This is a genomic window from Clostridium fallax, assembly GCF_900129365.1.
In the GTDB taxonomy this organism is placed as follows: Bacteria; Bacillota; Clostridia; order Clostridiales; family Clostridiaceae; genus Clostridium_AH; species Clostridium_AH fallax.
The window spans coordinates 17,498-41,299 of sequence record NZ_FQVM01000023.1 but is presented as its reverse complement, the minus strand read 5'-3'; the positions used below and the strand labels follow the sequence as shown (position 1 = coordinate 41,299).

The 23,802-nt window shown below is 27.3% G+C and carries 26 protein-coding genes and 1 riboswitch; of the genes, 25 read left to right on the top strand and 1 reads right to left on the bottom strand.

What is annotated here, in order from left to right:
• The 5 genes from BUA70_RS10285 to mgtE all read left to right on the top strand — a co-directional run.
• Positions 1-270: FAD-dependent oxidoreductase (locus tag BUA70_RS10285; RefSeq protein WP_159429649.1), on the top strand; the 270-nt coding region annotated here is incomplete at its 5' end.
• A gap of 269 nt (positions 271-539) precedes the next feature.
• A complete protein-coding gene (locus BUA70_RS10280) occupies positions 540-1,628 on the top strand; it encodes a glycoside hydrolase family 113 (protein ID WP_083573514.1) in 1,089 nt (362 codons plus the stop codon).
• Between the two features lie 27 nt (positions 1,629-1,655).
• Complete coding sequence (trhA, locus tag BUA70_RS10275; RefSeq protein WP_072897036.1) at positions 1,656-2,291, top strand: PAQR family membrane homeostasis protein TrhA; 636 nt, start codon at positions 1,656-1,658, stop codon at positions 2,289-2,291.
• 63 nt (positions 2,292-2,354) lie between these two features.
• Complete coding sequence (gene ybaK, locus BUA70_RS10270; RefSeq protein WP_072897035.1) at positions 2,355-2,831, top strand: Cys-tRNA(Pro) deacylase; 477 nt, start codon at positions 2,355-2,357, stop codon at positions 2,829-2,831.
• A 570-nt stretch (positions 2,832-3,401) separates the two neighbouring features.
• Positions 3,402-4,751 (top strand): magnesium transporter, encoded by a 1,350-nt coding sequence (gene mgtE, locus BUA70_RS10265; protein ID WP_072897034.1) that lies wholly within the window; start codon positions 3,402-3,404, stop codon positions 4,749-4,751.
• A 46-nt stretch (positions 4,752-4,797) separates the two neighbouring features.
• Here mgtE and BUA70_RS10260 read toward each other — a convergent pair whose 3' ends face one another.
• On the bottom strand, positions 4,798-5,862 hold the full coding sequence (locus BUA70_RS10260) for an endonuclease/exonuclease/phosphatase family protein (protein WP_072897033.1): 1,065 nt from the start codon (positions 5,860-5,862) through the stop codon (positions 4,798-4,800).
• A 224-nt stretch (positions 5,863-6,086) separates the two neighbouring features.
• A riboswitch (cobalamin riboswitch) is annotated at positions 6,087-6,261 on the top strand.
• A gap of 266 nt (positions 6,262-6,527) precedes the next feature.
• Here BUA70_RS10260 and cobT point away from each other — a divergent pair.
• From cobT to BUA70_RS10160, 20 genes are all read left to right on the top strand, one after another.
• The gene (cobT, locus tag BUA70_RS10255; RefSeq protein ID WP_072897032.1) at positions 6,528-7,634 is read left to right on the top strand and encodes a nicotinate-nucleotide--dimethylbenzimidazole phosphoribosyltransferase; all 1,107 of its coding nucleotides are present in this window, start codon (positions 6,528-6,530) and stop codon (positions 7,632-7,634) included.
• Positions 7,635-7,648: 14 nt separating this feature from the next.
• Positions 7,649-8,182 (top strand): bifunctional adenosylcobinamide kinase/adenosylcobinamide-phosphate guanylyltransferase, encoded by a 534-nt coding sequence (locus BUA70_RS10250; protein ID WP_072897031.1) that lies wholly within the window; start codon positions 7,649-7,651, stop codon positions 8,180-8,182.
• A gap of 196 nt (positions 8,183-8,378) precedes the next feature.
• Complete coding sequence (locus BUA70_RS10245; RefSeq protein WP_072897030.1) at positions 8,379-9,134, top strand: adenosylcobinamide-GDP ribazoletransferase; 756 nt, start codon at positions 8,379-8,381, stop codon at positions 9,132-9,134.
• Positions 9,135-9,241: 107 nt separating this feature from the next.
• Entirely contained in the window at positions 9,242-9,622 is a 381-nt protein-coding gene (locus BUA70_RS10240; protein ID WP_072897029.1) for a bifunctional adenosylcobinamide kinase/adenosylcobinamide-phosphate guanylyltransferase, read from the top strand.
• Positions 9,615-10,232, top strand: a complete 618-nt coding sequence (locus tag BUA70_RS10235) for a histidine phosphatase family protein (RefSeq protein ID WP_072897027.1) — start codon at positions 9,615-9,617, stop codon at positions 10,230-10,232. Before BUA70_RS10240 ends, BUA70_RS10235 begins: the two co-directional genes overlap by 8 nt.
• Before the next feature lie 2 nt (positions 10,233-10,234).
• Complete coding sequence (cbiB, locus tag BUA70_RS10230) at positions 10,235-11,185, top strand: adenosylcobinamide-phosphate synthase CbiB (RefSeq protein WP_072897025.1); 951 nt, start codon at positions 10,235-10,237, stop codon at positions 11,183-11,185.
• Positions 11,182-12,258 (top strand): threonine-phosphate decarboxylase CobD, encoded by a 1,077-nt coding sequence (gene cobD, locus BUA70_RS10225; protein ID WP_072897022.1) that lies wholly within the window; start codon positions 11,182-11,184, stop codon positions 12,256-12,258. Before cbiB ends, cobD begins: the two co-directional genes overlap by 4 nt.
• A gap of 1 nt (position 12,259) precedes the next feature.
• The gene (locus tag BUA70_RS10220) at positions 12,260-12,907 is read left to right on the top strand and encodes a Dph6-related ATP pyrophosphatase (RefSeq protein WP_072897020.1); all 648 of its coding nucleotides are present in this window, start codon (positions 12,260-12,262) and stop codon (positions 12,905-12,907) included.
• An 18-nt stretch (positions 12,908-12,925) separates the two neighbouring features.
• Positions 12,926-14,428, top strand: coding sequence for a cobyric acid synthase (locus BUA70_RS10215; protein WP_072897018.1), 1,503 nt, complete (start codon positions 12,926-12,928; stop codon positions 14,426-14,428).
• Between the two features lie 121 nt (positions 14,429-14,549).
• Positions 14,550-15,380, top strand: coding sequence for a sirohydrochlorin cobaltochelatase (locus tag BUA70_RS10210; protein WP_072897014.1), 831 nt, complete (start codon positions 14,550-14,552; stop codon positions 15,378-15,380).
• Positions 15,381-16,718 (top strand): cobyrinic acid a,c-diamide synthase CobB, encoded by a 1,338-nt coding sequence (locus tag BUA70_RS10205; protein WP_072897012.1) that lies wholly within the window; start codon positions 15,381-15,383, stop codon positions 16,716-16,718.
• Positions 16,708-17,331 carry a precorrin-8X methylmutase gene (locus BUA70_RS10200; protein WP_072897010.1) on the top strand — a complete coding sequence of 208 codons (624 nt, stop codon included), beginning with the start codon at positions 16,708-16,710 and terminating at the stop codon, positions 17,329-17,331. Before BUA70_RS10205 ends, BUA70_RS10200 begins: the two co-directional genes overlap by 11 nt.
• Positions 17,331-18,407, top strand: coding sequence for a cobalt-precorrin-5B (C(1))-methyltransferase CbiD (gene cbiD, locus BUA70_RS10195; protein WP_072897007.1), 1,077 nt, complete (start codon positions 17,331-17,333; stop codon positions 18,405-18,407). Before BUA70_RS10200 ends, cbiD begins: the two co-directional genes overlap by 1 nt.
• 18 nt (positions 18,408-18,425) lie before the next feature.
• Positions 18,426-19,025 carry a precorrin-6y C5,15-methyltransferase (decarboxylating) subunit CbiE gene (gene cbiE / locus BUA70_RS10190; protein WP_072897005.1) on the top strand — a complete coding sequence of 200 codons (600 nt, stop codon included), beginning with the start codon at positions 18,426-18,428 and terminating at the stop codon, positions 19,023-19,025.
• The gene (gene cbiT / locus BUA70_RS12990; RefSeq protein ID WP_072897003.1) at positions 19,022-19,591 is read left to right on the top strand and encodes a precorrin-6Y C5,15-methyltransferase (decarboxylating) subunit CbiT; all 570 of its coding nucleotides are present in this window, start codon (positions 19,022-19,024) and stop codon (positions 19,589-19,591) included. Before cbiE ends, cbiT begins: the two co-directional genes overlap by 4 nt.
• Positions 19,592-20,257, top strand: a complete 666-nt coding sequence (locus tag BUA70_RS12985; RefSeq protein WP_072897001.1) for a cobalt-factor II C(20)-methyltransferase — start codon at positions 19,592-19,594, stop codon at positions 20,255-20,257.
• Between the two features lie 83 nt (positions 20,258-20,340).
• A complete protein-coding gene (gene cobM, locus BUA70_RS10175) occupies positions 20,341-21,093 on the top strand; it encodes a precorrin-4 C(11)-methyltransferase (protein ID WP_072896999.1) in 753 nt (250 codons plus the stop codon).
• 1 nt (position 21,094) lies between these two features.
• Positions 21,095-22,078, top strand: coding sequence for a cobalt-precorrin 5A hydrolase (cbiG, locus tag BUA70_RS10170; protein WP_072896997.1), 984 nt, complete (start codon positions 21,095-21,097; stop codon positions 22,076-22,078).
• Positions 22,071-22,799 carry a precorrin-3B C(17)-methyltransferase gene (gene cobJ, locus BUA70_RS10165; RefSeq protein ID WP_072896995.1) on the top strand — a complete coding sequence of 243 codons (729 nt, stop codon included), beginning with the start codon at positions 22,071-22,073 and terminating at the stop codon, positions 22,797-22,799. Before cbiG ends, cobJ begins: the two co-directional genes overlap by 8 nt.
• Positions 22,799-23,569 (top strand): cobalt-precorrin-6A reductase, encoded by a 771-nt coding sequence (locus BUA70_RS10160; RefSeq protein WP_072896993.1) that lies wholly within the window; start codon positions 22,799-22,801, stop codon positions 23,567-23,569. The genes cobJ and BUA70_RS10160 overlap by 1 nt, the downstream gene beginning before the upstream one ends.
• Positions 23,570-23,802: the final 233 nt, after the last annotated feature.

Below are 23,802 nucleotides of genomic sequence, written 5' to 3'. Positions count from 1 at the left end.
GTTATAGAAGGTTCTGAATTTATAATGGATGTAGATACTGTAATAATGTCTCTTGGAACATCACCAAACCCATTAATTTCATCAACAACTAAAGGATTAGATATTAACAAGTGGAAGTGTATAGTAGCTGAAGATGAAACTGGTAAAACAACTAAAGAAGGGGTTTATGCTGGTGGAGACGCAGTTACAGGAGCTGCCACTGTTATATTAGCAATGGGAGCTGGTAAAAAGGCTGCCGCTGCAATTGATGAATACTTAAGTAATAAATAAAATTAATTAGCAAGTTTTCTAAAAACTAAATTTAAATATTTTAAGGCAAAAAAGCTGTTTCTTTTAAAGAAACAGCTTTTTTATATAAATATTATTAGTTTAAAAATTTATATTCAATAAAGTATTATAAAAACATTTTGTCTTTTATTATGATAAGATATATAGATGTTCACAATTTAAATCTTTAAAAGTAGAAATAAAGTGTATACTTAATGTACAATGAAGTTATAAAATTAAAATCTTTAAGTAATTAAAAGAGGTGATTTATTATCAAAAGAAAAGCAAAGATATTAGTTATTGTTATAATTGCAGTTTTTATTGGAAATTTAATTAATCCTAGAATTAATTTTAAAAATTCAATAGACAATAAATTATATCCAGTATCAAATGAAAGATTTAAAAGCAAGCTAAAAAGTGGGAATTTATCTACAGACTATGATATAAAGCAAGCACTTTCTGATATAGATGAATTGAATTTAAATACTGTAAATATACCAGTAGTTATAAATATAGATTCTTTAGATTCTAGTAATATGACTATTGATGAGTATAGTTTAAATAAAGCTATAGATCTTATAAAAAAGCTTAAATATAAAAATGTTAATGTTATTTTAGAGGCGTATCCTTGGATTAATAATGGAGCAGGATATGAAACTCAATGGAATCCAAAAGACAAAGAAGAATTTTTTTATAACTGGAAAAACAACATATTATCTGTATTAATAGATAAAGTAGCTAATCCATATAGAGTTTATGCAATGAACGTAGCTTCTAATTTAGTGTATCTTGAAAATTATGATGATAAGTGGTGCGATATAATAGACTTTGTAAGAAATAAATATGGGGGTTTTATAACCTATAGAACTTGTTGGTGGTATACTGCAGATTGGGATAAAAAAACAATAAAAAACTTTGAAAAAAGACTTAATAATAAACTTTTTTCAAAGGTGGATTTTATAAGTGTTGCAGCATATTTTGAGTTAACAGATAGAGAAAATAATACATTAGATCAGTTAGTACAGTCTATTAATTCATCAGAAAGGTTTAATAGAAAACAACCTATAGAAAGTCAATTAGAGGAATTATCAAAAAAGTGGAATAAGCCTATTTTCTTTGGAGAATTAGGATTCCCAAGAAAGAATGGATGTTCTATTGAACCATGGAATGCTTTTTATTCTAATGTGGAAAATGAAAATGAGCAAGGAAGATGCTTTAATGCGTATAAAGAGGTTTTTGAAAAGAAACCATGGCATTTAGGATTTTCTATTTTTGCCATAGGAGAAAAAGGCGAAGATAAAAATTATTATCCTGGTAAATATGGAAAAGAAGCTATAAAAGATTGGTATTCTAGTAAGTGATTAAAAAGTTAGGGAGGATTATTATATATGAGAGATATAGATTTTTATACAAGAGGTGAGGAGATAGCTAATGCTATAACTCATGGAATAGGAGCTCTTTTAGCTATAGCAGGTGCTGTTATATTAATTGTTTTTGCATCCTTTAGTGGCAACCCTTATAAAATAGTGAGTTTTACTATATATGGAATAACCTTAATAATTTTATATTTAGGGTCTACATTATATCATAGTATAACTAATCAAAGAGCTAAGAAGGTTTTTAGAGTAATAGATCACTCATCTATTTATTTACTTATAGCAGGGACTTATACTCCTTTTGCTTTAACAGTTTTAAGGGCTACAGTAGGTTGGTGGATATTTGGAATAGTATGGGTAATATCTATAATAGGTATTACTTTAAAAGCAATATGCCTTGAAAAGTTTGATAAAATAGCAACCGTATTTTATCTTATAATGGGTTGGGGTATAGTTTTTGTAATGAAAGATTTAATAGCTACTGTAGATATTAAAGGAATTATACTTTTAGTTTGTGGAGGATTAGCATATTCTTTCGGCTGTATATTCTATGCTGTTGATAAATGGCGTTATAATCATGCGGTATGGCATATTTTTGTTATAATGGGAAGTGTTTTACATTATTTTGCGATACTTTTATATCTTTAAAGTATAACTTATAAAAATTATATTTAGAATTATATAAATAAAAACGAAAGAGGGAGATTTTTTATGGCACAGGTAAAAACTAATGCAATGAGAATATTAGATAAAGATAAGATAGATTATGAAGTATTAACTTATGATAATAAAGATGGAAAGATAGATGGAGTATCTGTTGCATGTAAGATAGGAAAGGATGTTAAAATAGTTTATAAAACTTTAGTAACTCAAGGGAATAGTAAGGAATTCTATGTTTTTGTTATACCAGTGGAAGCAGAGTTAGATTTAAAAAAAGGTGCTAGAGCCTCTGGTGAAAAGAAAATAGAGATGATTCATGTTAAAGATATAAATAAAAATACAGGTTATATAAGAGGTGGATGCTCTCCTATAGGAATGAAAAAACTTTATAAAACTTTCATTCATAGTGATGCAGAGGAACTAGATAATATAATTATAAGTGGCGGTAAAATAGGAATACAAATAGAATTAAATCCAAAAGAGCTTTTAAAAGTGGTAAATGGTACTTTTTTTGATGTGATAAAATAAATTATAATGCAGATTTTATAGATTTATGATTATAAGCTATAAAATCTGCATTTTTAATTTTATAAAAATATATTTATTAAATTTTTACTATGATTATTAAAAATTCAAAAAGTTAATAGATATTAAATATTTAATTGTAAATTAAAAAGAATAATTTTTTTCTATATAGTTTGACAAAAATTAAAAAATATATTTTTTTTAATACATAAATAGTAATAAAATAACATATATAATAAATTATATATAATTAAATTTAAAATAAATTTAATTTGTAATATATTTTGTATTGTAATTTATAAAATTATGTGATTATAATTTATAGTGACAAAGTTATAAATATAAAAAAGATTTTTTAGTGTATAACTAAAAAATCTTTTTTATATTTGTTAATAATTATTTTTAATTTATATTTAAGATTAATTAGAATATTTTATTCGAATTTTTGGAGGTGGTATAAATGGATTCTGATCCTCAAAGTAGAGAGGGTTGTATTAAAAATACAATAGAAGAGAGGCTAATTTATATCACTTATTTTAGGTTCCTCTTCTAATTTTATGAAGGAGGAAAAGTATGAAAAATGAAATGGATAAAAATGAATTAAAGAAATTTTTACTTCATGCACCACAAAAAGAACTTGTAGATGCAGTAGATGATATTCATCCAGCAGATATTTTAGATTTACTTCATGATGATGAAAATCAATATTATATAAAGACAATACTTCAAAGACTACCAGAATCTATAGTGGCAGAAATTATAGATGAGGCAGAGGATGAGGAAAAATTTGAAATTTTAAGTAAGTTTTCAGATAGTAAACAAAGAAAAATAGTACAAGAAATGTCATCAGATGAATTAACAGATTTAGTAGGTCACCTAGATGAGGAACAGTCAAAAAAAATTCTAGAAAAAATGACGCAGGAAGAGGCTGAAGATGTAAGGCAACTTCTTACTTATGCTCCAGATACAGCTGGTGGTATAATGGCAACAGAATTTATTTCCATTAAGGAAAATATGACTGTAAAAGATACATTGGAATATCTTCAAACAGCTGCACCAGATGCAGAAACAGCTTATTATATATATGTTCTTGATAATGTAGGGATACTAAAGGGAGTTATTTCTCTTAGAGAGATAGTTATAACATCTTTTGATACTAAGATATCAGAAATTATGAATACAAATGTTATAAATGTTACCTTTGATACAGACCAAGAGCAAGTTGGTCATATGTTTGAAAAATATGGACTATTAACTATTCCTGTTGTTGATTATAAAGATATGATGCTAGGTATTGTTACAGTAGATGATATTATGCAAATTTTAAGGGATGAGACAACTGAGGATATACATCGTTTAGCAGGTATTGATGAAGGTGAAAAAGTAGATGGTACTATAGGTCAATCTGTTAAAAGTAGATTACCATGGTTATATATAAATTTATTAACAGCTATATTAGCTTCAGCTACAGTTAGTTTATTTGAAGGAACAATTAGTAAAGTTGTTATACTAGCAACATTTATGCCTATTGTAGCAGGAATGGGTGGAAATGCTGGCACTCAAACTTTAACAATTATAGTTAGAGGTATAGCTTTAGGAGAATTAACCTTTGAGAATGCAAAGCGTATTTTCTTTAAAGAAATAATAGTAGGCATCTCAACAGGAGCGGCAACAGGACTTGCAATTGCTATATTAGCAGCTATATGGGCAGGGAAACCTATATTTGGTGTTGTTATTGGATTAGCTATGATTTTAAACATGACAGCAGCCACTATGGCTGGATATTTAGTTCCAGTGGCCTTAAAAAAATTAAGAATAGACCCAGCTTTAGCATCAGCTGTTTTTGTAACAACTGTTACTGATGTTTTAGGATTTTTCTTTTTCTTAGGACTTGCAACACTATTTCTTCCATACTTAATGTAAGTAAAAAAATATCCTGTAAAATCTATAGATTTTACAGGATATTTTTTTACTTTAATTTAAATCTCATAGTAACAGGATTATGATCTGAATATATAAAATCTAAACTAGTACCTTCCACAGAAGTTATGTTAATATTATCTGATACTAAAAACCCATCAATAACTGCAGTTAAGTTTTTACCTTTTACGTAAGGTGTTGCAACAGTTCTACAGCTTGGTATGTTTTCATCATAAGCCCATTTAAAACCGTTAGGAACTACAGTATTTGGAATATCCTGAAGCCAATCAGGTCTTTCTTCTGTAGTTGGAAATTTAAATGCATCTGTTCCTGGAATTTGATGATTCCAATCACCACCTATAATAACATAGTTTCCTTTTTCATATTCATTTTTCAAGAAATTAGATATAAATCCAAGCTGTTGTTTTCTTATTTTTCCACCTTTATCATAAGCTGAAAGATGAGCGTTTATTAATACTAATTCCTTACCATTACTTACAGGAAGCCTGTTAACCATCATACATCTATCTAAATCTCCTAGTTGTCTTAACCAAAATTCTTTTCCAGGTAAGTCATATCTAGTGCTTGATTCTATATCATATTTTGATAGTGTAGCTAAACCAGCTAATACTTGTCCATGTGGATGAGTTATTGGAAGAGGCACCCAAGGAACCTTATAGTTTATTGCAAAGGTAAAACTATAATCATTACCTAAGTTTTCTTTCATATAATCATATTCATTTACTTTATAGCTTCTAGAAGCTTTTTTATCTACTTCTTGTAAAAATACAAAATCAGAATTTAGGTTTTCTATAGTTTTTGTGTTACCTTCAAGGTTCTCTATTGTTTTTTCCTTACTTATAGATCTAGACATAACCCCTCCATCCATAAAGAAATCTACATCTTTGTCCATTCCGCAATAACCTATATTGAATGTTGTTAAGCTTAGATCTTTTTCAGGTTCAACTTTAGTACTTTTATTGTTTTCTACTTTTAGTGATATTTCTGGCTTTGGTCTATAATCTGTAATTACCATAAATAACACATAACATAGTATTAAAATAATAAAGATTAGTAAGATTATTCCTATGATTTTAATTAGTTTTTTTAACATAATGCCTCCTTATTTAACAAAAAATTCTTATAGGATAATATTATCATAAAATTTAGTAACTTTCTCCAGAATATAATTAAATAAAAATATGTAGAATTTATTTAAATTTCAATGTATTATATAATTGATATAAAGAAGAACAATTATATAGAAATATATTAGATATCTAATATATTTCTTTTAATTATAACTTTATTCAAGATTATTTAAAGAAAAATTAATAATTATAAAATTAAAGTTTAGGTTGATTATTTTCATTAAAAGGGAAATAGGTAAAATGCCTATGCGGTCCCGCCGCCGTGAAGAGAAGTAAATTTTTTTTATACCACTGGGTAACTGGGAAGGTAAAAATTTATGATGATACTAAGCCGGAAGACCTGCCTATACTTAAACACAATAGCTTCACGGTGTATGAAGAGTGTAAATAAAATTTATAAAATTAATTTAGGTTTTATATAATTTACATCTTTCATTTTGGAAGATGTTTTTTATTTAGAAAAATTATAAAAACTTTATCTAATAAATATTTAATTTGTTTTTCAACATAAATTAAACATAATTATTAAATTTATGAAGATTAAGAGATTTTTACAAATACAATAATGTTTAAAATTTTAACGTTAAATATTTATCTTAAAGCTTAACTAATATGTAAGGAGAATCATATGAGTTATAAAAAGTTACAACAAATAATAAGAGGAATAGAAGATATAGATAAAAGTGCAATGAGCCTAGCAAAAAAAAGATTAGATTCTTTAGCTAAGCCTTTAGGTAGCTTAGGAAAGCTTGAAGATTTAGCTGCTCAGTTATCTGGAATTACTGGAAAGGTAAAAAACAATATAAATAAAAAAAGAATAATTATAATGAGTAGTGATAATGGTGTTATTTGTGAAGGGGTAGCTTCAGGACCTCAGTATATAACATTAGCTCAAACTATAAATTTTACAAAAGGTGTTACTGGAGTGGGAGTATTAGCAAAGCACTATGGAGTTGACCTTATGGTAGTTGATGTTGGAATAAATGGAGATGTTAATGAACCAAAGGTTATAGATAGAAAGATAAGAAAGGGGACAAACAACATAAATAAAGAGCCTGCTATGACTTATGATGAAGCTGTTAAAGCTATATTAATTGGAGTTGAAATGGCTGAAAGAAGCAAAAAAGAAGGCTATGATATTTTAGGTGTTGGAGAGATGGGTATTGGAAATACTACTACAAGTAGTGCTGTTATGATGGCGCTAACAGGTTGTAAAGTAGAAAAAGCTGTAGGTAAGGGTGCTGGTCTTACTGATGAAGGCTTTGAAAGAAAAAAATATGTAGTTGAAAATTCAATAAAAGTAAATAATCCCAATATAAAAGATAGTATAGATGTAGTATCAAAGGTAGGTGGATTTGATATTGCTGCAATGGCAGGAGTTTTTTTAGGTGCTGCTTATTTTAAAATTCCTATAGTTATAGATGGTTTTATATCAGCAGTGGCAGCTTTAGTAGCAGTTAGATTAAATCCATTAGTAAAAAAGTATCTTATAACTTCTCATTGTTCACAGGAAGTTGGTTATAACTTAATTATGAATGAGATAGATATAGAGCCTATGTTAAATCTTAAAATGAGATTAGGAGAGGGTAGTGGGTGTCCTATAGCTTTTTCTATAGTTGAAGCTGCATGTGCCATTATGAGTAATATGATTACTTTTGAGGAAGGAAATATGACTAGTAGTCATTTAGATCCTGTAAGGGAAAAGAGAAACTATATTGTAGATGATATAGTATAAATTTGGAGGCTATTATGAGTTACTTAATAATTGGAGGAAGTAAAAGTGGAAAGTCTTTATATGCTCAAAATCTTGCAAAGAAATTAGAAGAAAAAGATGGGAAGCTTTATTACATAGCTACAATGACTCCTTTTGATGAGGAGGATAGAAAAAGAATAGAAAATCATATAAAAGAAAGAGAAGGATATGGTTTTATTACAATAGAAAAGTCAACTAATATAGGTGATTTAAAAGATACTGTAAAAAGTAATGATGTAGTTTTAATAGATTGTATAACATCCTTATTATGTAGTGAGATGTTTTCGAAGGAATCTAAAGACCTTAAAGAAAAAGATTGGGCTAAGTATATATCTAAAGGGGTTATAGAAATACTTGAAATTTGCAGTAATACTATAGTTGTATCAGATTATATATTTTCAGAGGCTAAAAGATTTGATGAGTTTACTGATGAGTTTAGAAAAGAATTAGCTTCTATTAATATAGAACTAGCTAAAGTTTGCAATAAGGTTATTGAATGTAATTTTAGCAATATAACTTACCATAAATAATTTCAAAGATTTTTATAAAAATCTCAAGACAATATTTAAATTAAGGATAGAAATAAATATATGTGAAGATTAATTTAATATTATACCTTAGAAAAATGTAAGAATGCTAAAAATAAATCTTTATAATATATAAAGTTCAATTTTTAACAATCCTTAATAAGATATTAAAAATTAAACTAAGAAAAGAAGGGATGTCATGAAAAATTATATAAAAGGATTTTTTATGTCCTTTAGTATGTTTACCATAATACCTTTACCTTTTAATCCTTGGGATGATGATGGAGCAAAGTACATATTAACATTTTATCCTTTAGTAGGACTAGTTATAGGACTTTTATGGTATTTATTATTTAAAATATTACTTTTTGTAAATACTCCAGTTATGATTTTTACTGCAGCTATGATGTTTTTGCCTCATATAGTAACAGGTTTTTTACATCTAGATGGATATATGGATATTTGTGATGCTCTTTTATCAAGAAGAAATAGAGAAGAAAAACTTAGAATATTAAAGGATTCTCATACCGGTGCCTTTGCAGTAATATGTCTTGGACTTATTTTTATAGTAGAATACTCAGCTATGGGAACTTTACTTATTAAAAACTCTAATATGGAAGCTTTAATATTAATTCCTATTTTAATAAGAACAATGATGGCTTTAATTATGGCAAAAATGCCTATTTTAAAGGAAAGTTCTTTAGTAGCTTTTTTTGTAAAAGATATAGGAAAAAAAGAAAGATTATTAATAGAAGTATTTGGAATTATAGCATCAATATTTTTAATTTTTATTATGGGAGTAAAGGGAATTTTATTTATAGGAATTTTAATAGGAATAGTTATGATTTTTGTAAGAAACGCTTATAAAGAATTAGGTGGAATAAATGGAGACGTAGCAGGATATGGACTTGTTATAGGAGAAGCTTTATCTATTTTATTACTATCAATTATGTAATTAATAATTGATAGTAAAATAAGATATAAAGATGAAATTTGAATTAGGAATTTTAAATAAAACTAAAATGAATCTATTTATTGTAAGTATAGAGAAAAGGAGAAATTATGATATTAGTTTTTGGTGGATCCTTCAATGGAAAGTTAGATTTTGTATTAGAAGAGTTTGGTTTAACTAAAGATGATGTTTATTTTTGTAAAGATGAGAATATAAAATTAGATAAAAAAATTATTTATAATTTAGAAGAATTTACATATAAAGCAATTTCTTTAGGAATGTCACCTTTAGATATTTTAAAAAGTCATAAAGAAGAGTTAAAGGATAAAATAGTAATTTGTGATGATATATCATCAGGAGTTGTGCCTATAGATAAAACAGAAAGAATTTGGAGAGAAAGTACGGGAAAGTGTCTTCAATGGATTACAAAAAATTCAGATAAGGTTTATAGGGTGTTTTTTGGAATTGGTAAGGTGATTAAAGATGAATAATTTTAAAATATCCTTTATAAGACATGGAAAAACAGAAGCAAATGAAAAAAGATTATACTGTGGAAAATCAGATTTATCTTTAAGCGATAATGGAAAGAAAGAACTAAAAGAGATTTTACAAGTTAAATCATATCCAAAGTATAGTAAATACTATACAAGTGGGGCTAAAAGAGCAAATGAAACCTTTGAAATTATTTATGGAAAAGAAGTTTATGAAAAAATAAATGAATTTTGGGAATATGATTTTGGTGATTTTGAAATGAAATCTTATGAAATGTTAAAAGAAGATATTTCTTATGTAAAGTGGATTGAAGACATTGATGGAGAGGTTTCTTGTCCTAATGGAGAAAATAAAAAAAATTATAGAGTTAGAATATCTAAGGCATTTACTAAATTTTTAAAGAAATTAGATGAAGAAAATATAGAATCTGCTTTGATTTTATGCCATGGAGGTACTATAGGGACTTTGCTTGAAATATTTGGAGAAGTGGAAGGGAACTTTTATAGTCTTCAACCTAAATGTGGCTTTGGTTATGAAACAGAGGTAATTTTTGAAAAAGATAATATAAAAATTAAGATTTTAAATAATATACCAAAAGAGAGAGGATAAAAATGATAGAAATAATAATAGGATTTATATTAGATTTAATAATTGGTGAACCTAATAATCCTCTTCATCCTGTAAGAATAATAGGAAATTTTGCAGCTTTTATAGAGAAAATAAATAGAAAAATATTTAAAAATTATTTAAAGTTTGCAGGTGGAGTTACTTGGGTTATTGTAGTTTTAGTATCCTTTATAATACCATTTTTCTTTTTAAAGTGGATTTATGGCATTAATGAATTTTTATTTATAGGAATTTCATCAATTCTAATATATTTTTGTATATCAACAAAAGGTTTAAAGACAGAGGGATTTAAGGTGATTAAATATATTATAAATGATGATATAGAAGCAGCAAGAAAACAGCTTTCATTTATTGTAGGAAGAGATACTGAATCTTTAGATAAAAGGGGAATATTAAAGGCAGTAGTTGAAACTATTGGAGAAAATATGTCTGATGGAATTATAGCACCTTTAATCTTTATAGGGCTTGGAGGAGCTCCTTTAGGTGTGGCGTATAAAGCAGTAAATACTATGGATTCTATGTTTGGATATAAAAATGACAAATATAAGGATTTTGGATTTGTAGCAGCAAAACTTGATGATTTATTTAATTTAATTCCAGCTAGAATTACAGGAATATTAATAATAATAGCTTCTTACATACTAGGTTTAGATGGGAAAAATAGTTATAAAATATACAAAAGAGATAGAAAAAATCATTCTAGTCCAAATAGTGCCCATCCAGAGGCTGCAGTAGCTGGTGCTTTAGGACTTATGCTTGGAGGTACAAACTATTATTTTGGAAAGCCAGTAGTTAAACCTACTATTGGAGATAATATTAATGAGATTGAAATACACCATGTATATGATGTATCAAAGATTCTTTATGTAACAGCTACATTAGGATTAGTGGTAGCTTTATTACTTAATTTATTAGTAGGAGGAATTTTAAAATGACTTATACTCATGGTGGTAATGTTTATGAAATAGGAAGAACTTTAGGGATAAAAGGAAGTGAACTTAAGGATTTTTCTGCAAATATTAATCCTTTAGGATTGTGTGAAAATGTAAGGGCTGCAATGATTAAGGCTATAGATAAAATAACAAAATATCCAGATATAACCTATTATGAAGTTAAAAAGGCTATATGTGATTATGATAATTTAGATTTAGAAAACTTAATTTTAGGAAATGGTGCAGCAGAGGTTATATTTAATGTAACAAGAGCAATAAAACCCAAGAAAGCATTAATACCTGCACCTACTTTTTCAGAATATGAAGATGCTTGTAAAAGTGTAGATTGTAATGTTCAATATTACTTTTTAAATAAGGAAAATAATTTTCATTTAGAAGAAGATTTTTTAAATAAAATAAATGAGGATATAGATATTTTATTTATATGTAATCCTAACAATCCAACGGGAGTTTTAACAGAGAAAAGTTTTATAGAAAAGGTGCTAAAAAAAGCAGAAGAGAAAAGTGTTTATGTTGTAGTAGATGAGTCTTTTTTAGATTTTGTAAAAAATGGACAAGAATATTCAGTTTTAGATCAATGTGAAAACTTTAAAAATCTTATAGTAATAAAGTCTGCAACTAAGTTTTTTGCAGTTCCAGGAATAAGAATTGGCTATGGATATTCAAAAAATAATGATTTTTTAAATAAAATAAATAAAATAACAGTACCATGGTCAATAAATACTATTGCCTGTGATGGATTAGTAGTTGCTCTTAAAGAGAAAGATTACATAGAGAAAACAATAGATTTTATAGATTATGAAAAGGAGTATTTATACACAAATTTAAAAAGTATAGATAAAATAGAACCGCTAAAACCAGCAGTTAATTTTATTATGTTTAAAGTAAATAATGATATAAATTTATATGATGAACTGCTTAAAGAAAATATAGTTATAAGAAGATGTGGTAATTATAAAAGTTTAAGTGATAATTATTATAGAGTAGCAGTTAGAACAAGAGAAGAAAATGATATTCTTACTGCAAATTTAAAAAGGATAATGGAGGCAAAATAAAGTGAAAAAAAAGTTTATTATGTCTTATAGTTGTGGAAAAGATAGTACCTTAGCTTTGTATAGAATGATAAAAGAAGGTCATACTCCTTTAGCATTACTTGTAACAGTAGACAAGGATAAAAAAAATTCATGGTTTCATGAAGTGCCTCTAACTCTTTTAGAAAAGGTATCTAAGTCTTTAGGGGTTCCTCTATTATTAGCAGATTCTAAGGGGGATGATTATGAAGCTGTCTTTACAGAAACCTTAATAAAAGGAAAAGAGTTAGGAGCAGAATCCTGTGTATTTGGAGATATAGATATAGATTCTCATAGAGAATGGTGTACTAAAAGATGCAAAGAAGCTAATCTTAAGGAGATTTTTCCTTTATGGCAAGAAAATAGAGAGAGTTTAACTTATGAATTTATAGAAAGTGGATTTAAAACTGTTATAAAAAAAGTTAGATTAGATTCTTTAGATGAAAATTTCCTGGGAAAAACTCTAACTAAGGAATTAGTAAATAACATTAAAGAAAAGGGAGCAGACCCTTGTGGAGAAAATGGAGAATATCATACCTTTGTATATGATGGACCTATTTTTAATGAAAAAATAAATTATAAGCTTAAAGAAAATATAATTTTGAATGGATATGGATATTTAAATATAGAATAATGATTTTAGGAGGATGTTATGGCAAAAAATATAATGCTTTTAGGAACAGCATCTGGAGTTGGAAAAAGTACAGTATCTAGTGCTATATGTAGGTATTTTACTAATAAAGATATTAAAACAGTTCCTTTTAAAGCCTTAAATATATCTCTTAATTCCTTTGTTACAGAAGAAGGGTTAGAGATGGGAAGAGCTCAAGTTGTGCAAGCTGAAGCTTGTAAGCTAATTCCTCATGTAGATATGAATCCAATACTTTTAAAGCCAGCAGGTAACTCAAAAACTCAAGTAATAGTTAATGGAAAAGTTTACTGTAATATAGACTCTTATAAGTATAGAACCTTAACAGAAGAACTAAGGGAAAAGGTTAAAAAAACCTACGAAAAAGTATCAAATAATTATGAACTTGTTGTTTTGGAAGGCTCTGGTAGTTGTGCGGAAATAAATTTAAAAGATAATGATATTGGAAATACTCATACTGCAAAGATGGCAGATGCTCCAGTTATTTTAGTTTCAGATATAGATAGAGGCGGTGTATTTGCATCAATAGTAGGTACATTAATGCTTCTTAATGAAGATGAAAGAAATAGAGTAAAAGGAGTAATAATAAATAAGTTTAGAGGAAATGTAGAATACTTTAAACCTGCTATGAAGCAATTAGAAGATATAATAAAAATACCAGTTTTAGGTGCTATGCCTTATTTCCAATTAGATATTGAAGATGAGGATGGAGTAACAGATAAGATAAATAACAATGTAAAAGAAAATACTGTAGATATTGGGATAATAAGACTTCCTCATATGTCGAATTTTACTGATTTTAATTCATTAAATAGGGTACAAGGTATAAATATAAGATATATAAAAACTAAAAAGGATATGAAAAATCCTCATATAATAATTATTCCAGGAACAAAAAATACTATAGCAGATTTAAGATGGCTAAAGGAAAGTGGATTATTTGAAGAAATAAAAGAATTAAAGGATAAAGGAACTATAATTTTTGGAATATGTGGTGGATATCAAATTCTTGGTAATAAAATATCAGATCCTTTAGGGTTAGAAGAAGGAGAGAATGAAGAGGAAGAAGGTTTTGGATTTTTAGATATAAATACAATATTTAATAAAGAGAAAACTACAAAGCAAACTATAGGAAAGATTAAAACAAAGGGTTCATTTATGAAAGATTCCTTTGATAAAACTGTTAAAGGATATGAAATTCATAATGGTATAAGTGATATAGGAAAAAATTCAAATATATTTATAGAATCAGAAGATGGAGAGATTGTAGGACTTTGTAGTAAAGATTTTACTGTATTTGGAACTTATCTTCATGGAGTATTTGACTCTTTAGAATTTAATGAAGCATTTACTAAAGACTTAAAAAGTTTTTATAAAATTAATAATGATTCTAATGAAAAAATAGAAGATTATGATAAATATAAAAATGATCAGTATGATAAACTAGCAAAGCTTTTTGAAGAAAATATTGATATAGAGAAATTAAGACAGATTATTGGTTTGTAAAGTTTTATGATTTATGTATGTAATTCCTAGATTATATATTTATATTGAAGTAAAGAGATTTTTGTAGATTTAGATTTTGATAAATAATAAAATAAAGATAGTTAATGGAGGATTTATTTAAATGAAAAAAGCTATATTAGTAGTGAGTTTTGGAACAACTCATTTAGATACTTTAGAAAAAACAATTGTAAAAGTTGAGAATAAAATAAGAAGCAAGTTTAAAGATTATGAAGTTTTTAGAGCATTTACATCCCATATAATAATAAAAAGACTTGTGAAAAATAATGGAATAAAAGTTGAAACTCCAGAAGAAATGCTAGAAAAATTATATGAAAAAGGATATGACGAAGTTATATTAGAGCCACTTCATGTAATTGGTGGAGAAGAATTTGATTACATAAAAAATGTTTATAATTTATATAAAGATAAATTTAAAGTAATAAAGCTTGCAAGACCTTTATTATATTTTGAGGGAGAAGAAGAAAGAGTTAAAGATTATACTAACTTTGTAAAAGTATTAAAAAATATACTTCCAGAATGTGAAAGCTATGTTTTAGTAGGTCATGGAACTATGCACCCTCAAGGAACTGCTTACTGGGCGTTACAAAGTATGCTTATAGATAATGATATGGAGAATATATTAATAGGTACAGTTGAAGGATATCCAGGTCCAGAGCAAGTACTTAAAAGATTAAAAAAGCTAGGAGCAAAAAAGGTTCTTATAGCACCAATGATGCTTGTAGCAGGAGATCATGCTAAAAATGATATAGCAGGAGATGATGAAGATTCATGGAAAAATATGCTGGAAGCAGAAGGCTTTAAAGTAGAAGTATTTTTACGTGGATTAGGAGAATTTGATGAAATAGAAAATCTTTATATAAATCATTTAGAAGATGCTATACTTGGAAACTTTGAAAGTTTAGGTAAAACCAAAAAAGGAGTTAAGAAGTAAATGAAATCAATAGTTATTTCATCTAATAGTAGTGGTGGTGGAAAAACCACCGTTACTTTAGGTCTTATGAGAGCTTTATATAATAGGGGTTATAATGTACAAGGATATAAGGTAGGGCCAGATTATATAGATACTGATTTTCATACTCTTGCAACCAAAAAAAGTTCTAGAAATTTAGATATATTTTTAATGGGGAAAAATGGAGTTTTAGAAAGCTATGAAAGAGGAGAGGGAGATCTTTCTATTATAGAAGGAGTAATGGGATTTTATGATGGAAAAGGAATAGATACAGACTATTCTACTTATGATGTATCAGAACTTTTAAATCTCCCAACAGTTTTAGTTTTAACTCCAAAGGCCCAAAGTACAACTTTTGTAGCTGAGCTTAAAGGAATTTTAGAATTTAAAAAAAATAATATTATAGGTATAATTTTAAATAAAGTTAGTGAAAGATATTATTTACTTTTAAAAAATATTGTTGAAAAGTATACTAACCTTAAGGTATTTGGATATTTACCTAAAATAGAGGAAGGATCTTTTAAAAGCAGACATTTAGGTTTAGTTCAAGGAGTAGAGATTAAGGATCTAGATGAAAGAATAGATTCTATAAGTAAAACTATAGAAGAATATATAAACTTAGATTTACTTATAGATAACTTTAAAGAAGCTAAATATAAAAAAATTAATAATAAAGCTTTTAATTTAGAAAACAAAAATATAAAGACTGCAATTGCTTATGATGAAGCTTTTAGATTTTACTACAAAGAAAACATTGAAGCTTTAAAACAATTAGGAGAAGTTGTTTATTTTAGTCCACTAAAGGATAGAAAGTTACCGGAAGATATTGATTTTTTATATTTAGGTGGAGGATATCCAGAGGTTTATAAAGAGACTTTATCAAAAAATAAATCATTATTAGAAGATATAAAAAATAAACTTTCTAAAGGTCTTAATTGCTATGCAGAATGTGGGGGACTTATGTATCTAACAGAAGCTATAGATAATGTGCCGATGGTTGGGTTTTTTAAAGGCTTTTCTTATATGACAAATAGATTGAATAACTTTGGTTATGCAACTCTTTCAGTTTGCAGTGAAAATATTAAGCTTCATAAAGGGCTTAAGATAAATTGCCATGAATTTCATAAATCAAAGGTAGAATTAGAGGAAGATACAATATATGAGCTTTCAAAGGTAGATGTCTTTGATGAAGAAAAAAAATGGAATTGTGGATATTTAAAAAATAATACATTAGGAGCATATGCTCACTTACATTTTTTTAATAATATAGAGTTTTTAAAAGAAATAGTAGGAATTAAGGAGAAAAAAGATGAGTTATAATAAAAATCCTATGGGTATAGAAAAGAGAAGTTTTGAAATAATTGGAGAGGAAATGGGACCTCATAATTTTTCAGAAAGAGAACTTCAAATAGTAAAAAGAACAATTCATACTACAGCAGATTTTCAGTATAAAGATTTAATAACTATAAGTCCTAAAGCTATAGATGAAGCTTTAGAATTACTTAAAAATGGATGTAAAATTTATACAGATACTCAAATGATAAAAGCTGGAATTAATAAAAAAGCTTTAGAAAAATTAGGCTGTGAAATTGTAAATTATGTTTCTACGGAAAAAGCTTATGAAATAGCTAAGGAGAAAGGAATAACTCGTTCTATGGCTGCTATTGAAATGGCTATAGATGAAGGAATAGAATTTTTTGTATTTGGAAATGCACCAACAGCTTTATATAGACTATTAGAATTATATGATAAGGGAGCTATAAAGCCTAAATTTGTAATAGGTGCACCAGTGGGTTTTGTAGGAGCTAGTGAGAGTAAAGAAGAATTATTAAAATATGATATAGAAAATATAACAATAAGAGGAAGAAAAGGTGGAAGTACAGTAGCTGCTTCAATAGTAAATGCACTTTTATATATGGTGGTTGATAGATAATGTTTGAAATGTATATAGAAAGTGAAGGTAAAAAGTTAAGGTGTGGATACACAACTGGTTCCTGTGCTACAGCAGCTGCAAAGGCTGCTACATATACTTTAATTCATGGTAAAACTTTAGATTTTGTTACTATAAATACTCCTAGTGGAATGGATATAGATATACCAATTTTTGAAACAAATATTTATGAAGATTACGTGGAATGTTTTGTTATAAAAGATGGTGGAGATGATATTGATGCAACTCATGGAATTAAAATTGGTGCTAAGGTTAAAAAAAGTAGTAATTTTTTATTAGATGGTGGAGAAGGTGTTGGAAGAGTAAAAGCTGACGGTTTAAATGTTAAAAAAGGAGAAGCAGCTATTAATCCAGTTCCAAGAAAAATGATAGAAGGTGAAGTTAAATCTCTTCTAAAGTCTTTAAATTATTCTGTTGAGGTTGTTATATTTGTACCAGAAGGAAAAAATATAGCTAAAAAAACCTTTAATCCAAGATTAAATATAGAAGGTGGAATTTCTATTTTAGGAACTACAGGAATAGTTTATCCAATGTCTGAGGATGCAATAAAGGCATCAATTGAACTAGAAATAAGACAAAAATCATTAAACTTTGATGAGCTTATATTTGTATTTGGACATATTGGAGAAGACTATGGAGTAGAGTTAGGGTTTAAAAGAGATAATATGGTTATAATTTCAAATTATGTAGGATTTGCTCTTCAAAGTTGCCTAACAAAAAATATTAAAAAAGTAACCTTAATAGGACATATAGGTAAGATGTGTAAAATAGCCTATGGATGCTTTAATACTCATAGTAAGGTTTGTGGTGTAAGGCTTGAGGTGTTAGCTCTTGAAATGGCTCTTTTAGGATATGATATGAAAAAGGTTAATGAAGTTTTAGCACAAAAAACTACAGATGGAGCAGTAGATATTTTAGGTGAAGGAAATGAAGAACTTTATAAGGTTATAGCAAAGAAAATAAAAGATAAATGTGAAGAACATGTTTATAGAGAATTTAAAGTAGATGTAGTTATGTATGCTGGAACAGTTAATCATAAATTTTTAAGCAAGGCTTAAATAAAGATAGGTGATTAAATGATATATGTAGTAGGAATAGGACCTGGACATCGTGATTATATGTTAAAAAAAGGTGAAGAGGTCTTAAAGAAAAGCGATTATGTAATTGGATTTAAAAGAGCAGTAGAATCAATAGACTATTTAAAAGTAAATACTATAATAGTAGATTCTTTAAAAGAAACTTTAGACCTTATGGAAAGTCTAAAGGGAAAAGTTTCTATAATAGCTTCTGGAGATCCACTTTTTTATGGTATAGTTGATTATCTAAAAAAGAATACAGAAAAAGATATTAATGTAATACCTGGTATTAGTTCTTTTCAATATTTAAGTTCTAAAATAGGCAAGTGCTGGAATGGAGCTTATCTTGGAAGTATGCACGGAAGATGCGAGGAATTTTTATTAAAGGTAAAAGAGCATAAAAAAAGTTTTTGGCTTACAGATAAGAAAAATACACCTAAAAGATTATGCGAGATTTTAATAGAGGAAAATATAAAATGCAATCTTTATATAGGAGAAAATCTTTCTTATGAAGATGAAAAAATATGGCAGGGAACTCCTTTAGAACTTGTTAAAGGAGAATATACAAATCTCTCTGTTATTATGGTGGAGGTCATATGAAATTTATAAAAGACATTGAGTTTATAAGAGGCGATGTTCCTATGACTAAAGAAAACATAAGAATTTTAACTATTGGAAAGCTTAATATAGATGAAAACTCAAATTTTTTAGATATAGGATGCGGCAGTGGAAGTATAACTGTTCAAGGGGCAAAGCTTTGTCCTAAAGGAAAGGTATTAGCTATTGATAAAGATGACGAAGCTATAAGAGTTTCTAATGAAAATGTTAAAAAATTTAATTGTAGTAATGTAGATATAATAAAAGGAGAAGCTACAGAAATTCTAAAAGATATAGATATAAAATTTAACTCTATATTTATTGGAGGAAGTGGTGGAAATATCGAAGAGCTTTTAGAAAAATCATTAAACTTATTATTAGATGATGGTGTAGTTGTATGTAACTTTATTACAATGAAAAATGCTTTTAGAGCATCAGAGTTTTTTGAAAAGAGAGGATTAAAAACAGAAATAACATTACTACAGTCTTCAATAGCGCAGGGAAAGTCAATGATGCTTAAAGCTAACAATCCAATATTTATAATGAAAGCAGAAAAGGAGAACATATAGATGAGTAAATTTTATGGAATAGGTGTAGGCCCTGGAGATAGTGAACTACTAACTTTAAAGGGACTAAGAATAATTAAAGAATGTGATGTAATTATAAGTCCAACAGCTACAGAAGGTGGGGAAAGCATTGCATTAAACATAGTTAAAGAATATATAGATGAAAATAAAGAAGTTAGAGTACTTCATTTTCCAATGAGTAGAGATGGAAAAGATGAGAAGATACGTTATGCTTATGAAGTAATAGAAAAGTACTTAGAAGAAGGAAAAAATGTGGCTTTTTTAACTTTAGGAGATCCTTATGTATATAGTACATATATATATCTTTTAACTCATTTTAAAGATAAAGATTATGAAGTTGAAACAGTTCCAGGAGTAACATCTTTCTGTGCAGCTGCAAGTATAGTAAATAGAACTTTAGTAATTGGTGACGAACCTTTAATGATAGTTCCAGCTAGCAGCTTAGATAAAATAAAAGATGAGAAATTCTTAGTTATAATGAAAGTTTATAGAAAAGAAGAAGAGGTTATTAATTTCTTAGAAGATAAGGGATTTGACTATGTTTTGGTTTCTAGAGCAGGAAGAGAAGGACAAAAGGTTTTATATAAGAAGAATGATATATTAAACCATAGAGATTATATGTCATTAATAATTGCAAGCAGAGAATAATTAGAAAGAATATTATAAAATACTAAATTAAGATTTTTATTAAATTTTAAGTCCAAAATATTTTATAAATTTAGGAGGATAATATGGTTTATTTTATAGGAGCAGGTCCAGGAGATGTTGATTTAATTACAGTAAAGGGAAGAGAAACTTTAAAGAATGCAGATGTAGTTATTTATGCAGGTTCTTTAGTAAGTCCAGAGCATTTAAAGTTTTGTAAAGAAGGAGTAGAAATTCACAATTCTGCTTCAATGACTTTAGATGATGTTATAAAAGTTATGAAAAAAGCTGAATTAGAAGGAAAGAATGTTGTTAGATTACATACTGGAGACCCTAGTATTTATGGAGCTATAAAAGAACAAATGGATGAGCTTTCAAAGTTATCTATTGAATATAAGGTTATACCAGGTGTTAGCTCTTTTACAGCAGCAGCAGCAAGTATTAATAGAGAGTTTACTTTACCAAATGTAACTCAAACAGTAATACTTACAAGAGTAGAAGGAAGAACTCCAGTGCCTGAAAATGAAGATTTAGAAAATTTAGCATCAATAGGGTGTTCAATGGCTTTATTCCTTTCAGTTGGAATGATAGATAAGGTTGTAGCAAAGCTTAGAAGAGGGTATAAAAGAAATGTTCCTGTTGCAGTAATAGAGAGAGCTACATGGGGAGATGAAAGATCAATATTAGGTACATTAGATGATATAAGTGAAAAAGTTAAAGAAGCTGGAATCAAAAAATGTGCTCAAATCTTAGTAGGAGACTTTATAGATACAGAGTATGATAAGAGTTTATTATACGATCCAACCTTCACTCATGAATATAGAAAAGGAATAGAGTAAAATGATTGGTATTATAAGTGTAACTAAAGATGGTGATAAGATAGGAGAAAAGTTAGAGAAGAAGTTAGGTGGTAAGTTATTTTTAAGAGATCATATTAAAAATATTGGACTTAAAAATATAACTAAAGAACTTTTTGAAAATTTTCAAGGAATTGTTTTTATATCATCTACAGGAATTGCAGTAAGAGCAATAAGTGATTATATAAAAGATAAAACCAAGGATCCAGCAGTAGTTGTTGTTGATTCTTTAGGAAAATTTTCAATAAGCTTATTGTCTGGACACTTAGGTGGAGGAAATTCTTTAGCTAAAAAAATATCTATTTTATTAAATAATCAATGTATAATAACTACTGCTACAGACATTAAAGATGTAGTAGCACCAGATATTATTGCAAAGGACAATTCACTTATAATAGAAGATTTAAAGAAGGCTAAGGATTTTGCTGCGGCACTTATAGAAGACAAAAAAATAGATTTTTTAGATGATTATAATTTAATATCACTTCCTAAGGGATATTCTAAATATGAAGGTTTTGGAGAAATGCTTTTATGGATTACAAATAAACTTATAGGAAATAAAAATTATAATAAGATTTTAAGATTAAAGAGAAGAAACCTAGTTCTTGGTATAGGATGTAGAAAAAATACTCCTAAAGATGAGCTAGAAGAAAAAGTCTTAAATTATTTAGAAAATCATAATTTAGATAAGGACTCAGTTAAGGCTATTGGAAGTATTGATTTAAAAAAAGATGAAGAGGCTATTATAAACTTAAAGGAGAAGTTAAACTGCGATTTTGTTACTTTTTCTAAAGAGGAAATTTCAAAGGTTAAAGGTGATTTTGAAAAAAGTGATTTCGTTAAGAAAATTACAGGAGTTCCAGCTGTTTGTGAGCCTTCAGCAATTCTTTTAGGTGGACAAATAATACTTCCAAAGGAAAAATTAGGTGGAATAACGATTTGTGTAGGAGAGATAAAGAATGGGTAAATTATATGTAATAGGTATTGGGCCGGGCTCTGTAGAAAACATGAGTCTTAGAGCTTATAATACTATAAAAAAATGTAATGTTATTGTTGGATATACAAAATATATAGAAATGATAAAAGAACTTATAGAAGGTAAAGAAGTACATTCAACAGGAATGAAAAGTGAAGAAGATAGATGTAAATTAGCTTTAGAATTAGCTAAAGATAATGATGTTGCCCTTGTAAGTACTGGTGATTCTGGAATATATGGTATGGCAGGTCTTATTTTAGAATTAAGCACAAAAGAAGATAATATAGAGATAATTCCTGGAATTACAGCATCTTCAGCAGCAGGTTCTGTTTTAGGAGCACCACTTATGCATGATAATTGCAATATAAGTTTAAGTGATTTATTAACTCCATATGAAGATATTAAAAAGAGAGTAGATATGGCTGCAGCATCAGATTTTATAATATCTTTATATAATCCAAGAAGTAAGGGAAGACCTCATTATCTTAAAGAATGTATAGAAATAATTAAAAAGTATAGAGACGGAAAAACTCCAATAGCTGTAGTTGAGCATGCTTTAAGAGAAGGACAAAATATACAAAAGTTTACTTTAGAAGATTTTAATGATGAAGTAGTTAATATGATGTCTATAGTTATAATAGGAAACTCAAAGAGTTATTGGAAAGATGGCTATTTTATAACTCCTAGGGGATATAAGATAGGAAATAAATAATGATAGCTTTTATTTTAGGAACTTCCGATGGTAGAAAATTATTAAGAGAAATTAATAAATTTACTGATGATATATTATTATCAACAGCCACTACTTACGGAGGAGAATTATTAAAAGAATATAAATATAGATATTTAAATACTACTCCATTAAATAAAGAAGAGCTAAAAAAACTTTTAAAAGAGAAAAAAGTAAGGGTATTAGTAGATTTAAGCCATCCATATGCAATAGAAATAAGTAAAAATGCTATGGATTGCTGTGATGATCTTCATATAGAATATATAAGATATGAAAGAAAAGCTGTTATAGATAAATATAAAGAAAATAAAAATGTTAAATTTATAAAAAAAATAGAAGATTTAAGTTTTTATCTAAAAGATAATGAAGGTAATATATTAAATACTATGGGTAGTAATAAAATAAAGGATATATTAGATTTAAATCTTCCAAATAGAATAATTCATAGAGTACTTCCCACCAAATCAGTTATAGAAAAATGTGTTGATTTAGGTATTGATATTGGAGATATTATTGGAATTAAAGGGCCTATAGGATATGATTTAAATTTAGCATTTTTAAAAGCTTATGATATAAAGGTAATGTTATTAAAGGATAGTGGAGAAAAGGGTGCTACAGAAGAAAAGCTAAAAAGCGCTTTAGATTTAAATGTTCAGTGTTATGTATTAGAAAGAGAAACTATAAATTATAAAAATAAATTTAGTAATGAAGAGGATATTATTAATTATTTAGAATGCAAATACTTTAAGTAATTTAAAGTATTTGATTTAAAATAAAGAAATTAAATAGACTTTAAACATAGCTTAATTATAGATATAATTTAAAATTAAGACACTATGAGATTAGTCTTATTATTATGATTTTCTTAAATATATAATATAACTTTAGTAAATAATATTTAGTATATTTTATAATATTATTCATAAAATATACTATTTTTTTTGTTTAATAATAAATATTTTACAAAAATAAGGAAGTCGTATAA